General features: G+C 72.6%; 13 protein-coding genes. 5 read left to right on the top strand and 8 right to left on the bottom strand.

The window, feature by feature from the left end; all coding sequences use genetic code 11:
• The first annotated feature begins 58 nt into the window (after nt 1–58).
• The 3 genes from ACZ4EG_RS35845 (at nt 59) to ACZ4EG_RS35835 (ending at nt 3,644) form a co-directional block, all read left to right on the top strand.
• On the top strand, nt 59–793 hold the full coding sequence (locus ACZ4EG_RS35845; RefSeq protein WP_467793559.1) for a FadR/GntR family transcriptional regulator: 735 nt from the start codon (nt 59–61) through the stop codon (nt 791–793).
• A gap of 70 nt (nt 794–863) precedes the next feature.
• Nucleotides 864–2,333 (top strand): APC family permease, encoded by a 1,470-nt coding sequence (locus ACZ4EG_RS35840; protein ID WP_453559369.1) that lies wholly within the window; start codon nt 864–866, stop codon nt 2,331–2,333.
• 42 nt (nt 2,334–2,375) lie between these two features.
• Nucleotides 2,376–3,644: an ArgE/DapE family deacylase gene (locus ACZ4EG_RS35835; RefSeq protein WP_467793558.1), complete on the top strand. Its 1,269-nt coding sequence runs from the start codon at nt 2,376–2,378 to the stop codon at nt 3,642–3,644.
• On the opposite strand, the gene ACZ4EG_RS35830 is transcribed toward ACZ4EG_RS35835, so the two are convergent.
• Entirely contained in the window at nt 3,613–5,490 is a 1,878-nt protein-coding gene (locus tag ACZ4EG_RS35830) for a phosphatidylglycerol lysyltransferase domain-containing protein (protein WP_467793557.1), read from the bottom strand. The genes ACZ4EG_RS35835 and ACZ4EG_RS35830 overlap by 32 nt on opposite strands.
• An 84-nt stretch (nt 5,491–5,574) precedes the next feature.
• Nucleotides 5,575–5,868 (bottom strand): hypothetical protein, encoded by a 294-nt coding sequence (locus ACZ4EG_RS35825; RefSeq protein WP_467793556.1) that lies wholly within the window; start codon nt 5,866–5,868, stop codon nt 5,575–5,577.
• A 100-nt stretch (nt 5,869–5,968) separates the two neighbouring features.
• Between ACZ4EG_RS35825 and ACZ4EG_RS35820 the strand changes: the two genes are divergently transcribed.
• Nucleotides 5,969–6,256 carry a hypothetical protein gene (locus ACZ4EG_RS35820; protein ID WP_467793555.1) on the top strand — a complete coding sequence of 96 codons (288 nt, stop codon included), beginning with the start codon at nt 5,969–5,971 and terminating at the stop codon, nt 6,254–6,256.
• A complete protein-coding gene (locus tag ACZ4EG_RS35815) occupies nt 6,231–6,566 on the top strand; it encodes a hypothetical protein (RefSeq protein WP_467793639.1) in 336 nt (111 codons plus the stop codon). Before ACZ4EG_RS35820 ends, ACZ4EG_RS35815 begins: the two co-directional genes overlap by 26 nt.
• 62 nt (nt 6,567–6,628) lie before the next feature.
• Here ACZ4EG_RS35815 and pstB read toward each other — a convergent pair whose 3' ends face one another.
• From pstB to pstA, 6 genes are all read right to left on the bottom strand, one after another.
• Nucleotides 6,629–7,393, bottom strand: coding sequence for a phosphate ABC transporter ATP-binding protein PstB (pstB, locus tag ACZ4EG_RS35810; protein ID WP_467793638.1), 765 nt, complete (start codon nt 7,391–7,393; stop codon nt 6,629–6,631).
• Between the two features lie 121 nt (nt 7,394–7,514).
• Nucleotides 7,515–8,423: a sortase gene (locus ACZ4EG_RS35805; RefSeq protein WP_467793554.1), complete on the bottom strand. Its 909-nt coding sequence runs from the start codon at nt 8,421–8,423 to the stop codon at nt 7,515–7,517.
• Between the two features lie 77 nt (nt 8,424–8,500).
• The gene (locus ACZ4EG_RS35800; RefSeq protein WP_467793553.1) at nt 8,501–10,495 is read right to left on the bottom strand and encodes an Ig-like domain repeat protein; all 1,995 of its coding nucleotides are present in this window, start codon (nt 10,493–10,495) and stop codon (nt 8,501–8,503) included.
• A gap of 134 nt (nt 10,496–10,629) precedes the next feature.
• Nucleotides 10,630–13,269: a hypothetical protein gene (locus ACZ4EG_RS35795; RefSeq protein WP_467793552.1), complete on the bottom strand. Its 2,640-nt coding sequence runs from the start codon at nt 13,267–13,269 to the stop codon at nt 10,630–10,632.
• Nucleotides 13,266–14,981: a phosphate ABC transporter substrate-binding protein PstS gene (gene pstS / locus ACZ4EG_RS35790; RefSeq protein ID WP_453559353.1), complete on the bottom strand. Its 1,716-nt coding sequence runs from the start codon at nt 14,979–14,981 to the stop codon at nt 13,266–13,268. Before pstS ends, ACZ4EG_RS35795 begins: the two co-directional genes overlap by 4 nt.
• Nucleotides 14,981–16,330 (bottom strand): phosphate ABC transporter permease PstA, encoded by a 1,350-nt coding sequence (gene pstA, locus ACZ4EG_RS35785; protein ID WP_467793551.1) that lies wholly within the window; start codon nt 16,328–16,330, stop codon nt 14,981–14,983. The genes pstS and pstA overlap by 1 nt, the downstream gene beginning before the upstream one ends.

The raw sequence follows: 16,330 nt of genomic DNA, 5'->3' as shown, positions 1-16,330 counted from the left end.
GCACGGTTGCCGTCGCCGCGGGCCAAGTCCCCGCTCGGCAGGCCGTTAGGGTGGCGTCGTGGTGAATGCAGCGGGCAAGTTCGGTCCCTACAACCAGCCGGGTCCCGCACGGCCCGCGCCGGTCGCCGGGGTATGGGACACCCGCGTCCTGACGGGCCGGGGCCCCACCGGCTCGGAGCTCGTCCGCTCGCGGATCGCCCTAAGGGTGCGCCTGAAGTCCGTGGCACCGGGAGACCGGCTGCCGGACGCCGGCGTCCTCGCCGAGGAGCTGGGGATCAGTGAGATCACCGTGCGCCGCGCGCTGGAGGGCATGTGCCAGGACGGCCTGCTCGACCGCCGCCGGGGCCGGGCCGGCGGGACCTTCGTCGCGGCGGACTGGGACACGGTCATCGCCCTGATGCACGACGCCACCGAGGCGGCCGCGCTGGACGCCTTCCATCTGCTGCTCGAATGCGGTCTCGTCGCCCACACCGCCGGCGAGGTCCCGGACGGCGGGCTCGACGAGCTGCGGGCACTGGTCGACGAGATGAACCAGGTCGACGAGGAGGCCCGGCTGCTCGAACTGGAGACCCGCTTCCACCTCGACCTCGCACAGACGCTCGGCGGCGCCGGCATCCGTGAGTTCGCCGCCGATCTGCTCGGCCGGCAGTGCCTGCTGCGGCCCGCTCCGGCACCCGCTGTCATACGGGCCCGGAACCGCTGCCACTCCGACCTGCTGGACGAGCTCGCCCGCGGCGCGATGGCCCCGGCGGTAAGAGCGGTGAAGGCCCACCAGCACGCCGTCCCGGACTGACACCCGCTCGCGTCGGCCAGCCCCCTTGCCTCCCCTGCCCGTGCCGCCACCCCGAGAAGGAGCCGTCGCCATGCCCGACCCCGGAGCGGTCGGCCCGTCCCCGACGTCGGGCCAGGCCGACGGCGCGCCCCAGCGGCTGCGCGGCGGCGTCCTCGGCATGGCGGACATCGCCGCCGCCACGATGGCCAACGTCGGCCCGGCCATGAGCTTCTTCTTCGGCTTCGCCTTCCTGGCCACCACCGCGGGCGTCGCCTCCCCGCTGACCATCGCCGCGGCGGGCGTCGCCGTCGCCCTGCTGGGCAACACCCTCGCCGAGTTCTCCCGCGCGCACCCCTCGGCGGGCAGCTTCATCACCTTCGTCGGCAAGACCTTCGGGCCCGTCAGCGCGGTGACCACGGCGCTGCTCGCCGGCCTCGGCTACATCATCGCGATGGGCTCCGTCATCGCGATCTCCGGCGGGTTCGTGCAGATCACCCTCAACCACTACACCGGCGTCGACCTGCCGTGGATCATCTGGACGCTGCTGCTGACCGGGCTGGCGGTGGTACTGATGCTGCGCGGGATCGTGGTGTCCACCAAGTGGGCCGGCTACTTCTTCGTCGTGGAGATGCTGGTCCTGGTCGTGGTCTCGATCGCGGCCCTCGTCGAGCACCGCGGCCACCTCTCGGCCGACCCGTTCCTGCCGGGCCACATCACCCACGGCCTCCAGGGGCTGGCGGCGGGCTTCCCGCTGGCGGTGTATCTGTTCATCGGCTGGGAGAACTCGGCGGCGCTGGCCGAGGAGACGGAGAACCCACGTCGCAACGTCGGCCGCGCGGTGTTCTCCTCCGTCGCGATCATGACGGTCAGCTACATCCTCTTCTCGTACGCCACGGTCACCGGCTTCGGCTACGACGTGGAGCGGCTCGGCGACTCCCCCATCCCCTTCATCGACGTCGCCCGCCACACCCTCGGCGCGCTCGCGTTCGTCGCCTACGTCGGAGGCCTGACCTCCACCCTCGGTGTGCTGATCGCGGGAATCAACTCCCAGGCGAGGCTGGTGTTCAACGCCGGACGCGAGGGGCTGCTGCCGTCCTTCTTCGGCTATGTGCATCCCACGCGCCGTACGCCGACCAACGCGATCGTCACCTTCGCCGTCACCGCCCTGCTGATCATCGCGGGCTGGGGCCTGGGGCATCTGCTCGGCGGCAAGGGCTCGATGGACCCCGTGGTCTTCTTCACCGAGTCCTCCAGCCTGGGCGCCATCCTGATCCTGCTGGTCTACCTCGCCTCCAACATCGCCCTGCCGCTGTACTACCGCAGATACCGGCCGCAGGAGTTCCGGGTGGTACGGCACCTGGTGCTGCCCGCGATCGGCACCCTGGCCATCCTGGTTCCGCTCTACTACCTCGCCAAGCCGGGACAGCCCGCGCCGTACAGCTGGTTCCCCTACGCGGCACTGGCCGCGCTGCTCGCCTCCGTCGGCTACGCGTCCCTCCTGGTCCGCCGCGACCCGGGGCTTGCCGAACGCGTCGGGTCGGTCGTCGCCGACGTGGAGTGAAGGCCTGAAGCAAGGACGGGGAAGGAACGGAAAGGAGTCCGTGTGCTGACTGACCAGGAGGCCGCCGCCCTCGGCTCGGTCGACGAGGAGGCCGTCGGCCGCACCCTGCTCGAGCTGCTGGCGATCCCCAGTGTGACCGGGAGCGCCGCCGAGTCGGAGATCCAGCATCACCTCGCCGGGCGGCTGGAGCGGCTCGGGCTCGATGTGGATCTGTGGTCCATGGATCTGCCCGAGCTGCTCGCGGACCCGGACTTTCCCGGCATGGAGGTGCCGCGCACGGAGGCCTGGGGGCTGGTGGGACACACGGCGGGCGGGGACGACGGGCCGACGCTGGTGCTGCAGGGGCACGTGGACGTCGTACCGCCCGGAGACCCCGCCGCGTGGGAGGGCGATCCGTTCGTGCCCAGGGTGACCGGGGACGTCGTGCACGGGCGCGGGGCCTGTGACATGAAGGCCGGGCTGGTGGCGCACCTCGCCGCGCTGGCCGCCGTACGGGCGGCCGGGGTACGGCTGCGCGGCCGGGTCGCCGTGCACTTCGTCGTCGGCGAGGAGGACGGCGGGATCGGTGCCTTCGGGACGCTGCGGCGCGGGCACCGGGGCGACGCCTGTGTCATCACGGAGCCCACCGCCGGCACGCTGATCACCGCGAACGCGGGTGCCCTCACCTTCCGTGTCGCCGTCCCCGGCAAGGCGGCCCACGCCAGCTCCCGGGACGCGGGCGTGAGCGCGATCGACGCCTATGTGCCACTGCACTCGGCGCTGGCCCGGCTGAAGGCCGCCCGCAACACCGACCCGGATCCGCTGATGGCCGAGTACCCGATCCCGTACGCGCTCTCGGTCGGGACCGTGCGCTCGGGCGACTGGGCGAGCAGCGTGCCCGATCTGCTGATCGCCGAGGGGCGGCTCGGTGTCCGCCTGGACGAGGATCCGGCGCACGCCCGCACCGAGCTGGAGCGCTGTGTGGCCGAGGCCTGCGCCGCCGACCCCTGGCTGCGGGACCACCCGGCGACCGTGACCTGGCCGGGCGGCCGGTTCGCCGGCGGGCGCCTGCCGCAGGGGCATCCGCTGCGGGACGCGGTGCGCGACGCCTGCACCGACGCCAACGGCTGGGCCTCCCGGCCCCGCGAGCGCGGGGCGCCGTACGGGAGCGACCTGCGGCTCTACGCCGGGGCCGGGATACCCACGCTGCAGTTCGGGCCGGGGGACGTGCGGGTGGCGCACAGCGCCGAGGAGCGGGTGTCGGTGAGCGAAGTGGTGGGCGTCGCGCGGACGTTGGTGCTCACTGTGCTGCGGACGGTGGGGACGAGGTGACCTCCTCGCAGGGGGTCTGCTTGCGCCGGGTGAAGGACGGGAGCGCGGGTGGCGTGAGGAAGCCCTCCGCCCGCGCGCTCGCCAGCCCGATGCGCGGGATGTCGCTGCTCTTGGCGAAGAGCAGATAGCGCGGCTCCCACAGCGGGCGGTACTTGGCGTTGGCGCGGTACAGGGACTCGATCTGCCACCAGCGTGAGAAGAAGGTGAGGATCGAGCGCCACAGGCGCAGGACCGGGCCGGCGCCGAGGCGGGAGCCGCGTTCGAAGACCGAGCGGAACATCGCGAAGTTCAGCGAGACCCGCTCGACGTCCAACTCCTTCGCCCGCAGCAGGAGTTCCACGACCATGTACTCCATCAGGCCGTTCTCGCCCTCGCGGTCACGGCGCATCAGGTCGAGGGAGAGGCCGCGCTCGCCCCAGGGGACGAAGCTGAGCAGGGCGCGCGGCGCGCCGTCGGCGTCCCGGCACTCCAGCATCACGCAGCGGCCGTCGGACGGGTCGCCGAGGCGGCCCAGGGCCATGGAGAAGCCGCGCTCGGTGGCACCGTCGCGCCAGTGGTCGGCGCGCTCGACGAGCAGGGCCATCTCGTCGTCGGGGATGTCCTCGTGGCGCCGGATGCGGACCGTGTACCCGGCCCGGCGAACGCGGTTGTGCGCCTGCCGTACGACACGCATGGCGCGCCCTTCGAGGGTGAAGTCGGCCAGGTCCACGATCGCCTCGTCGCCGAGTTCCAGGGCGTCCAGGCCATGGCGTGCGTAGATGGTGCCGGCCTCCTCGCTCGCGCCCATCACGGCGGGCGTCCAGGCGTGCCGGCGCGCCTCGGCGAGCCAGGCGTCGATGGCGCCGGGCCAGGCCTCCGGGTCGCCGATCGGGTCGCCGGAGGCGAGGCTGACGGCGCCGACGACGCGGTAGGCGATGGCGGCCTTGCCGGTGGGCGACCAGATGACGGCCTTGTCGCGGCGCAGCGCGAAGTAGCCGAGGGAGTCGCGGGCGCCGTGCCGGTCGAGCAGCCGGCGCAGCCGCTCCTCGTCCTCCGCGCTGAGCAGCCTGCGCCCGCGGGGCGAGCGGAAGCAGGCGTACAGGACGAGGCAGAAGGCCGCCGCGAGCAGGAAGTTGATGGCGATGTCGGTCCAGCGGGGCGCGTGCACGGCGTCGATGCGGTCGGCGAGCGGGCCGACGCTGATGCCCCGCAGGAAGGTGTAGGCGATCTCGTCGGTGACGGTCGCGCCGGGGAGCTTGTTGGTGGCGTTCACGAGCAGTGTGCCGAGAGCGCCGGTGACGAGGATGCCGCCCGCGCCGACGGCCAGGGCCAGCTTCGGGTTGGAGGGATCGCCGACGGCGTTGAACTCTCGGCGGGCGACGATCAGGGCGGCCACGAAGAGTCCGGTGAGGCCGGCGGAGACCCAGTTGAAGACGTGCTCGCGGTATTCGGGCTGGGTGAGGGCGAGGACGTAGAGGCCGAAGAGGGGGCCGGCGAGCAGCAGGTTGGACACCCAGGCGGCCCGCTTGCGGCGTCGCATCACCAGCGCGAGGAACAGCGCGAGCGCGGCCGAGACGAGGCCGGCGGTGGCCAGGTACGGGGTGAAGAACTGGCCGGCGTGGTGTGTGTGCTGACGGTGGATGTCCAGGATCCGGCCGGTGTTGTGCTCCTGGACCTCCTCGCGGAACGGCAGCGACATGACGGCCACGATGTTGAACACGACCATCAGCCGCAGGTACCAGACCGTGGCCGTGGCGGCCCAGCCCCTGAGCGGGGGCGGGTCGGCCTCGTTGGTGCGCTGTCGGGAGTTGCGCTGAGCGGGCACCTGTGGGGAAATCAGGGGCGGCCGCTGTGCGGGTGCGGGCATGGTGACTGGTCACCTTGGGGACGGGGACGGGACTAGGCTGACCCTACAGCTTGTAGGGAAGTCGGCATATGGGCCGAGCGGCACTCACCCGGTTCGGTCCGATCCCCGCCGCGCCGCGGCCAGATGCCAGGCCAGGTTGCCCACGGCCGCGCCGGCCGCCACGACGGCGACGATCACACCGCCCGTGGCGAGCCCGTCACTGAAGAGATGCGGGCGCCGGTCGAGGCTGTGCAGCCCGAAGCCGGACAGTTCATACACCCCTGTGGCGGCAATCACAAGGCTCACGACGAGCACGGCGAGCGTGGGCGCGAGACTGACCCCCGCCTGCGAGAGGAACCACCGGGACCGTCGGGCCTGCGGTGTCTCGGTGCCCTGCATGGTTCCCCCCGGTGGACAGACGAACGGCCGTCGGCAGATGGGAACCTACAGTACGTAGGGTCAGCTTGGCCTCAGACCATGAGAACGCGACGGTTCACTGATGGCCGAGGACGTGAAGCCCGCCGTCCGGGGCGCCGGGGGCGGCGGCCGCCACCAAGGTGCTCGGTACGACACCGGACGGCCCCTGCGCAACCTCCTGCCCGAGCCCCCGCACCCGGTCACCCACCTGGTCACGGGCAACCCCGACCGGATGACGCCACCGAAGGACCCGACCCGCGCCGCCACCGCGGTCCGCGTCGACCACCACTCCCGACCCGGCCAACGAGACCGCACCCGCTCAGGCCACCGCGGCGACCCACGGCATTCCGGTCATCGCCCTCACGGGTGACGACGCGCGCCGCACGGAGGCGACAGCCCACAGCGAAGCCCTCGTCACCGGCCCGCTGAAGCACACCCACGGCAGCTTCGCCGCCGAGCCCCACCCCGCGACCGAGGCGAGGCGGGCGGGCGGGGCTGGCTACCACGGCGGCCTCCGCGTTCCGGGCGTCGCCCTCACGGGTGACGACGCGCGCCGCGCAGAGGCGACAGCCCACAGCGAAGCCCTCATCACCGGCCCGCTGAAGCACACCCACGGCAGCTTCGCCGCCGAGCCCCACCCCGCGACCGAGGCCGGGCGCGGGCGAAGCCGGACGCGGTGACCACGGTGCCGCCCCGGGCGCCGATACGCCTCGCCCGCCCGCTCCGCCCGCCCCGAGCCGCGTCAGCCGAAGCGGCCCGCCACATAGTCCGCCGTTCGCTGGTCCACCGGGGATCCGAACATCTGTTCAGTTTCGCCGTGCTCGACGATGCCGCCCGGGGTGCCCTGTTCGGCGAGGAAGAACGCGCACTGCTGGGAGACGCGGGCGGCCTGCTGCATGTTGTGGGTGACGATCACGACGGTCACCTGGCCGGCGAGCTCCTGGATCGTCTCCTCGACCCGGCGGGTGGAGGTGGGGTCGAGCGCGGAGCAGGGCTCGTCCATCAGCAGGACCCGGGGGCGTACGGCGAGCGCGCGGGCGATGCACAGCCGCTGCTGCTGGCCGCCGGAGAGCGCGCCGCCCGGCTGGCGCAGCCGGTCCCGCACCTCCTTCCACAGGCCCGCGCGGCTCAGCGACTCCTCGACCAGCTCGTCCTTCGTACGGCGGTTCACGCGCGTGCCGGTCAGCCGCAGGCCCGCCACCACGTTGTCGTAGATCGACATCGCCGGGAACGGGTTGGGCTTCTGGAAGACCATCCCGATCCGGCGGCGGGCGTCCGTCAGCCGGCGCTCGGGGGCGTAGATGTCCTCGCCCTCGAAGAGCACCTCGCCGCCGAAGGCCGCGCCCGGGATCATCTCGTGCATCCGGTTCAGGGTGCGCAGGAACGTCGACTTGCCGCAGCCGGAGGGGCCGATCAGGGCGGTCACCCGGCCCGCGGGCATCGTCAGCGAGACCCGGCTGAGCACCTGGTGGGTGCCGAACCAGGCCGAGACGTCGCGGGCCTCCAGGGTGGCGGGGTCGGCGGCCGGGTCCGCGTGGACGGGGAGTACGGCGGTGTCGGTCACGGCGTCGGTCACGGGGTCGGTCACGGTCTCGGTCACGGTGTCGCTCACGGTCGGATACCTCGGTTCACAGCAGATTCGGCAGGAGTTCGGTGGTGCGCGTGGCGACCTGGAGGCCGAGCACCGCGACGACCGGGGCGAAGACGATCCACGTCTGGTGGCGACCCCAGCGGTGCCAGGCCCAGACAGCGGCGACCGCGGCCAGCAGCAGCGCCTGCAGCCACATCACCAGCGGCCACGGCACGCCGGAGGGGCGGGCCAGCGGCTCCTCGGACTCCGGCAGCGTGCCGGAGCGGATGACGGCCGCCGGGGTCTGGAAGGGCGCGGAGACCAGATCGGCGTCGACGCGCAGGACACCGGACGGCATGAAGCGGGGGCCGGTGGCGGTGACGAGGACGAGGCGGCTCTTGCCCGAGGCCAGCGCGCCGGGAGCCGGGTCGCCGGCCCGCCGTACGTCGGCGACCTGGTACTTGGCTCTGCCCTGACCGGTGGTCACGGTGAAGGTGTCGCCCTCGGCCAGGTCGGCGAGGTGCGCGAACGGGGCGCCGTAGGCCGCGGCCCGGCCCATCAGCACGCTGGTGCCCGCCTGTCCGGGCAGCGGGGTGTCCCGGCGGTGGCCGGGGCCGTCGGTCATCACGGACGAGTCGGTGCCTTCGAGGACGACCTGGCTCAGGTCCAGCGCGGGGATCTCGATCAGCGCGACCGGGGTGCCGGGGGCCAGCAGCCTGCCCTGCTGGTCGGCCTGGGACACCGGGGCCGTGCCCAGCGCGAGCTGCTTGCGCAGGTCGTCGAAGGCGGCATGCTGGGCGGAGTGTTCCTGGGCGCCGCTGATCAGGAGCAGCTGGGCGGTGATGCCGAGCAGCAGGGCGGCGAGGCTGAGCAGGCCGCCGCGGGCGAGATGGCGGACGGCGGTGACGCCCCGGACGCGCATGCGCGGCACGGCCGGTGCGAGCGTGGACTGTGCGGCGACGGCCACGGCGGCCCGCCTCCTTCGCTGGAGTTCGAGGGGCTGCCGGGGAGACAGGGGCGCTCTCCCCGGCAGCCGCGGGTGGATCAGGTGGACTTGATGACGAAGTTGGCGCCGCTCTTCGAGGCCACCGTCGAGGAGCCCGCGTAGTACGCGTGCAGCGTGTGCTTGCCACGGCTCAGCTTCGGCAGGGTGATGGTCACCTTGCCGCCGCTCAGCGTGCCGGTGGCGATGACCTTGGTGCCCTCGTAGATGCGCACGGTGCCGGTCGGCGTGGTGCCGGTCGCGGTGACCTTCACGGTGACCTTGGCCCGGGCCGTGTGGCTGACCGAGGCGGGCGCCGTGGTGCTGATCGACGGGGCCGCCTTGGTGATCTTCAGGGAGGCGGTCGTCGACGAGGCGTTGAGCTTGGCGTTGCCCGCGTAGGAGACGGACAGCGTGTGCGTGGCGACCTTGAGGTGGTTCGACAGGCCGATGGTGACCTTGCCGGAGGCGTCCAGGGTGCCGGTGCCGAGGACGGTGGAGCCCTCCTTCACCGTGACCTTGCCGGTCGGGGCGGCACCGTGCGAGCCGGTGACGGTGACGACGACCTTGGGCGTCTTGCCGTACGCCGTCGTCGCGGCGGTCGCCGTGGTCTTGCTCACGTACTTGACGGAGCCGCTCCAGGTGGCGGCCGTGCCCGTGCCGGCGACGTTGGCGCCGGCGACCGTGGCGGTGTAGCTGCCGTTGGTCAGGCCGGTGAAGGTGTACGAGGTGGTGCCGGCCGGGAGGTCCTTGACGGCCACGACGGCGCCGTCCGAACCGGTCAGGGTGACCCGGTAGTCGGTGAGCGGCAGGGCGGTGGCGGCCGGGGCGGTCCAGGACAGCTTCAGGCTCGCGTCGCCGGGGGCGGCCTTGAGGGCGGGCGCGGCGGGCGTGGAGGTGTCGGCGCCCGTCCCCTCCAGGCCGCCCAGCTTGGCGTGCTTGGCCACGCTGATCGAGCCGTTGTACGACTCGTTCACGAAGCCGAAGGAGGCGATGACCTTCTCGGCGTCGTCCGAGGCCAGCTTGGCGGTGTGGCTGCCGCTGGTGACGAAGACGTCGTAGAGGTCCTTGTCGAAGAAGATGCTGGTCGGGTCGATCGCCCGGCTCGGGACGACGTTGTAGACGTCACGGCCGAAGGTGGCGTTCTCGTAGTAGGCGCTGACCGGGGCGATCTTGCCGTTGACCGTGGTCACCGGGCTGGTGGCACCCGTGTCGCCGGGCAGCTGGACCGACGCCAGGTGCCCGCCGGCCGTGACCGAGTCCTTGCTGTAGTCCGGGGCCACGCCGTTGTTCTGGGCGATCCAGCTGCCGACCGAGAACGGTACGAGCGCGCCGTCCTCGGTGAGCGCGGCGTTGCCCTGGTTCTCCTGGACGACCGGAATGTCCGCGGGGACGTCACCGGCGGCCACGCCGATCGCGTTGAGGAAGAAGTTGCGGGTGCCGGAGCCGCTCTGCGGGATCTTCGGGTGCACGGTGTGGCCGTTCACCTGGGTGAGGACGCCCGTGTAGATGTCGTGCAGCTGGGCCACGGTCAGGTTGTCGATGCCCGCGCCGCGCACCGCGACGCCGACGGCGTCCCGCGCCATCGGGATGTAGGTGAGCGCGGTGCCGGAGGCGGACGGGCCGCCGGAGGAGCGGGCGAAGTCGACCTGGCCCTTGGTGGAGACACCGTTGGAGTCCGGGAACTTGTCGCCGGTCAGCGACGCGCTCAGGGCGAAGCGGCCCTTGCCGGAGCCGTTCGGGCGCAGGAAGGACGGGCCGCCGGAGCGGGTGGTGATGGTGGAGGTGGTGGAGCCGGTGCCGGGCTCGATCGCGTCGTACGAGGCGATGCCCGCGCCGCTCGCGGACTTCACGGCGGTGGCGGAGTAGCCGGTGCCGTTGACGGTGTCGCCCGCGAGGGCGTTGAGCACGTCCTGGGTGGTGTCCGAGCCCACGCCGACCAGCTGGCGGAAGGTGCCCGCGGGGGTCGGGTCGGCGGACGCGGGGGAGGCGAGAGCCAGGCCGCCGGCCACCACGGCCGCGGCGACGAGCGCCGCAGAGTAGCGCGTTGTGCGCATCGAAGTTCTCCTGACGAGAGCTTGGAGGAGAGAGGGAACGGGAGGAATCTGGCAGGGTGGTGCAGGCCGTCCGCCCCGACTGCCTTTCGGGGCGGGCGGCCGTCTGTGGGGGCGCCCGGGTGGGCGCCCCGGTCTCAGGGGAGCCGCTTGCGAAGCCGCTCCGGGAGGGTGAACTCCGGCAGGACGGTCACCGTCCGCCCGCCGGGCAGCGGCACCCGCAGGGGAAGCCGCAGCCTGCGGCCGCCCGCGAAGGGCGCGCCCACACCGGCGACGGCGCCGAGCGCGGCCCCCACCGGGACGGCGTACCGCAGCGGGTTGGCCGGGTCGGCCGGGGTGTTCCCGGCGGCCGTGGTCTGCACGGCCTTTCCGCCGTCGAACGAGGCCTGGGCGCTGGGCTTGCCGCTGCCGCCGCCCGCTCCCGCGCCGCCGTCGCCCGACGGGCCGCCGGAGACGCCGCCCGAAGTGTCGCCGGTGCCGCCGGTTCCGGTGCCGCCCGTGCCGCCGTCGGTGCCGGTGCCGGTGCCCCCGCTGCCGGTGCCGCCGTCCGAGCCGGAGGAGGTAGGTCCGGTGTAGTGCAGCAGCGCGTCGGCGGCGCGCACCGCCTGCTTGCGCAGGCCCGCGGAGAGCGGGGCGTAACCGGCCGGCAGGCGGCCCGGGTCGGCGCCGCTGACCTGACCGGCACCGGCCGCGTACTTCAACAGCGCCGCGTAGTCCCTGCGGGCGTCCGCCTTCAGCGCGCCGGGCCGGACGGCCGCGTACACCAGGTGGGCCAGCGGATAGGCGCCCTTCGCCTTGTCGCCGCCCGGGGGGATCTCGGTGAGGTCCTTGCCGGCGGCGCCCTTGGCGGCCGTGCTCAGCGAGTCGGCGGTGGGGGCGACATAGCGGCCGGCGTTGTTGCGCAGGCTCGCGGTCTGCAGGCCGTAGCGGGCGGCGGAGGCCGCGTCGGTCACGGTGATGACGAAGCGGGAGCCGACCATCTGCGGGCCCGAGCCCTTGTAGGCGGGCGGGGTGGCCAGCGGGTCCCAGGTCGACTTCCACAGGGTGTCGGCACGGCGGGTGTGCAGGGCTCCGGCGTGCATGTCGTCGACGTACGGGTGGAAGTCCGTCATGCACTGCGGCTGGTCCTTGGGCGCGCCGGAGCTGGGCGTGACCGTGCACCAGGGGTCGTTCTTCGGGTACTCGTCCGTGTGCGCCGGATCGAAGGCCAGGCCGGCGGGGTTCACGTCCGCGTTGGTGCTGTAGTACGGGTTGACCCGCATGCCCCAGTCGTCGGAGACCCCGACGAGGAACCGCCGGGCGTCCTTGTCGGCGAGGATCCACTGCCACAGCGCGCGGGCGCTGTCGCTGTGGCCGAGGGAGGTCATCAGGTCGGTGTCGGTGTTGGGTGTCTCGGCGACCGAGAGATCCGCGAACTCCGGGTTGAGGGAGATGAATTCGGGGTCGGTCGCCAGGCCGGCCGGGTTGTTCTTCACCCAGTCGTAGCCCTTGGCCGCCTTACCGCTGAGCACCGAGCCCCACAGGGAGTTGCGGTACGACTCGGTGAGCAGCTTGGCGACCAGGCGGGCGTTCAGTTTCAGCGACTCGACCTTGGTGCCGGCGAGCCGCTCGACGCTCGCCGGGGCCCCGGCCCTGGGTCTGCGCTCGACGGTGAAGCCGATGACGGTGCCGCTGAGCGCCACGGGTGCGTAGGTGGTCGTCCCGGTCGGCGGGCTGCTGCCGTAGTCGGCGCCCAGGGCGCGGGTGGTGAAGCCCAGGCCCAGGGAACCGTCGTTGGTCAGCCGGGAGCGGGTGTCGGGCTCGCCCATCTCCGTGTAGCCGAAGACCTTGCCGCTCGGGCACAGGGCCGCCTGCCAGCTGGTCATGGCGTCGGCGGCGAGCTCGCTGCCGACGGTGGCGCGCTCCTTGGAGCCGAGGGCGCAGTTGCTGCCGACCGAGTTGAAGCGCAGCGGGATCGCGATGCGGTTCTGCCAGTTGGTGGAGGACACCGGGGAGCCCGCGTTGACCTGGCTGTGGTCCTGGTACGGCTTGCCGTCCAGGTCGAGGCGGCCCTGCGGGACGATCACCAGCCAGCAGGAGCGCGGCCTGCTGACGCCGTTCTCGTCGACCGGTGCGCCGCAGCCCAGGTGCGGGGCCTCGTTCGCGGTCTGTACCTCGAAGAACTCCTTGCCGGTGCCGTCGGCGCCGGTGCGGGCGAAGTCGACCTCGTTGGTGGTGTTGCGGTTGAAGAACGCGTTGTTCTGGGTGCCGGTGGTGATCGTCGTGCCGTCCACCGACTTGAAGGGCACCTCGCCGGGGGCGTTGGGGTTGGCCGCCCCGTAGCGGTTGTCCTGGCCGTAGTTGGTGGGATCGGCGCTGTAGAAGATCTGGCGGGTGTCGTCCAGCCCGTTGCCGGGCCAGTTGCCCCGGTCGGTGGTCGGGGAGGCGCCGAACTGGCACTGGGTGCGCGGCGGGCCGGGGTTGGCCGGGACGGTGCCGTCGTCGTCGCCCCAGCACTGCATGATCTGCACGAAGTCGGTGTTGAACTGGCTGCCCGCGAGGGCGGTGGGGGTGCCGCCCTTCCAGGAGACGGTGATCGCCTGGCTGGTGAGGTGGCTGGTCTGGTCGACCGTGAACCTCATGTCCTTGAACTCGCCGCGCCCGGAGACGGTGACGGCGGAATCGGTGGCGGGCGCTGCGGTGGCGGTCGGGGCCGCCTGGGCGACGGCGAGTCCGGCGAGGGCGCCGACGGTGGCGCCCGCGAGCAGGCGGACCAGGGCGTTGCGGATGCGGCTCATCGCGAACTCTCCTTCCCGGCGCCGTCGTTGTCCCGGGCGCCGGCCACGAGACGTGAGACGACCGAGGGGAGCAGGAGCAGGCCGAGGACCAGGAAGGCGGCCAGCAGCATCAGCGTCTGGGTGCTGGTCCAGCCGTGCTCCGCGGACACCGCGACGGGCTGGGCGAGGGCGACCGTGCCGTCGGCGGCCGTACCGCTGCCGCCGGAGCCGCTGCCCGAGCTGCCGCCCGGGGCGATGGTCTGCCCGGTGTCCGGGTCGATGGACGGCTGCCCGCCGCCACCGGTGCCGGAGCCCCCCGTACCGCTGCCGCCGGTGCCGCCACCGGTCGCGGAGCCGCCGGCCGCACCGCCGGCCGAGCCGCCCGAGGCACCGCCCGAACCGCCGGACCCGCTGCCGCCCTTGGCGCCGCCGCTGCCGGTGGTGCAGGGCGCGGCGCCCTTCTTGTCACAGGGCTTCGGGTAGGGCGCGGTGTCGGCGAGCTTGTTGTGCCCGTCGGGGGAGAACGTCGGGTTGTTGCAGCCCTTGATGTTGATGTTCTGTGCCTGCACGCCCGGGATCCGGCGGATCTGGTCGAAGCCCGCCTTGACGAGGTTGATCGGCAGCGGCGAGTAGCCGAGCTGGGGTGCCTGCTGCTGGCCCTGGCACATGAAGTAGTAGGAGAACGCGCCGAGCGTCTTGCCCTTGGCCTTGGTGAAGGTGCCCTGCACCTTCATCGGCAGGATCATGTACGAGTAGCTGGACAGCGGGTAGTTGCGCTTGTCGCTGTCGTTGTAGACGTCCTGCAGTTGCTGGGTGAGGTAGTCCGGCGAGCTCCTGTCGGTGTTGATCTTCGCCTTGAGCAGCGAGACCGCGACGTTCTGCGGGGTCGGCTCGGTGTAGTAGCCCGAGTGGTTGAGGACCTTGGCGACCGGGTAGTGCGCGTTGAGCGCGTACGAGTAGTTGACGTAGCCGATCGCGCCCTCGCCGTAGTTCTGGGCGACGTAACCGGCCACACCGAGGTCGCCGGACTGGGCGATCATCCCGGAGACGGTCGGGTAGTACGAGGTCTGCCCACAGGCGCCCGAGCGGCCGACGCGGCCGCAGTACGCCTGCCACAGCGACTTGTGCTGGTTGGCCATCCACATCGTGAACTGCGCCGTCGAACCCGAGCCGTCGGAGCGGACGACCGGGACGATGGTGCGGTGCGGGAGCTGGAGCCCCGGGTTGTCGGCCTTGATGACCGGGTCGTCCCAGGTCTTGATGACCCCGGTGAAGATCTTGGTGACCACGTCGCCCGACAGGCGCAGGTTGGTGACCCGCTTGCCGTTGACCGTCAGGTGGTACATGAAGACGGTGCCGCCGGCCACGATCGGCATGTAGGCGTACGACCCCGCGCCGGGCCGTTCCGCGGCGGAACCGTCGGTCGGGTGGGTCTGGAACGGGATGTCCGACACGGCGAAGTCGACGGTCCCGCTGAGGAACTGCCGGCGTCCGTCGGAGGATCCGGTACCGGCGTACGAGATCCGCATGCCGTACTGGTTCACGGCCCGGCGCCACTCGTCGACGGCGTTCTCCGCCCAGGTGGAACCCGCGCCGGCGATGGGTGTGTAGCTCTCGGCGGCGGCCGGCGCGGCCATGGGGCCCGCCAGCAGCCCGCAGAGCACGCCGAGCGTCGCGCCCAGCGTCCCCAGCGCCCGCAGGCGCCGGAGCCGTGTGGTGAGGTGACCGAGCATCAGACGTTGTCTCCGGTGGTCTCGCCGGGGTCTCCGGCGGCGGGGTCGGGGGCAGGAGGCGTGGACTTGCTGAGCGGCCCGGTGGCCGCGGGGGGTGTGCTTGCGGGCTCGGTGGGTGCCGCGCCCTCGAACAGGGACAGTCCCGGTGCGTGCAGTTCCGCGAAGCGGGCCGCGTCGCGGCGGGAGGCGCGGGCCGAGCGCCGGGCCTGGCGCTTGCTCTGGTGGCCGGGGCCGCGGCCGCCGATGATCCGGGCGATCGCGAAGAGCACCAGCACCAGGGCCATCAGCACGGCCGCCGCGCCGAAGCCGCGCGCGATCATCGTCGGCTCGGGCGACTTGACGAAGTTGAAGACGGCGAGCGGCAGCGAGATCATCGGCCCGCTCGCCGGGTTGGGGTTGAGCGCGGCCGTGAAGCCCGCGGTCAGCAGCACGGGTGAGGTCTCGCCGATGCCGCGCGCGGTGCCGAGGATGACGGCGGTCGCGAGGCCAGAACGGGCCGTGGGCAGGACGACGTGCCACACCGTCCGCCAGCGCGGGGCGCCCAGCGCCTCCGCGGCCTCGGTCAGCGTGCCCGGCACCAGCCGCAGCACCACGTCCGCCGCCCGGATCACGATCGGCAGCATCATCACGCTGATCGCGAAGCCCGCCGCGAGTCCCGACTTCTGCATGCCGAGGCCCAGGATCCAGGTGGCGTACACCATCAGACCGGCCACGACCGAGGGCAGCGCGGTCATCGCCTCGACGATGGTCCGTACGAACCGCGAGAAGCGGCCGGGGATCTGGTTGAGGTAGACCGCGCAGGCCAGCCCCAGCGGCACGGTGATCAGCAGCGCGATGGTGATCATGATGAGGCTGCCGAGCATCGCGTGGGCGATACCGCCGTTGCCGAGCGGGTCGAGCGGGCCCGCCGCCTGCATGTCCTGGGTGAAGAAGTTGCCGTGCGGCAGCGCCTCGCGGCCGCGCCAGGCGGTGAAGCCGACGACCAGGGCGAGCGCGGCGAACAGCAGCGCCGCCGCCGTCCACAGCACGACGCTCATCACCCGGTCGAGCACGGCCTGCCCGTTCTCCTCCAGGCCGGTCAGCACCGCGTAGACGACGAGGAAGGCGAGGTACGCGGTGACGGTGAAGCCCAGCACGCCGGAGAACGGCGCGAGTTCGCCGAACAGCAGCACGGCGACGCACAGCCCGGAGGCCGCGGCACCGCACAGCGACAGCACGCCCGACCGGGTGGGCCCGCCGATACGGCGCGGCACGTCGGGGACATCGGGGAGTCCGGCGGACGCGGAAGCCGGTGCGGGGACGGCCTCGACCGGTGCGGGAAGGGGCGCGGTCTCTTCTACGACGGTCAT

This window comes from Streptomyces sp. NPDC025638, from assembly GCF_055558775.1.
The sequence above is the reverse complement of the archived record's forward strand: the minus strand, read 5'-3'. Positions and strand labels throughout refer to the sequence as shown.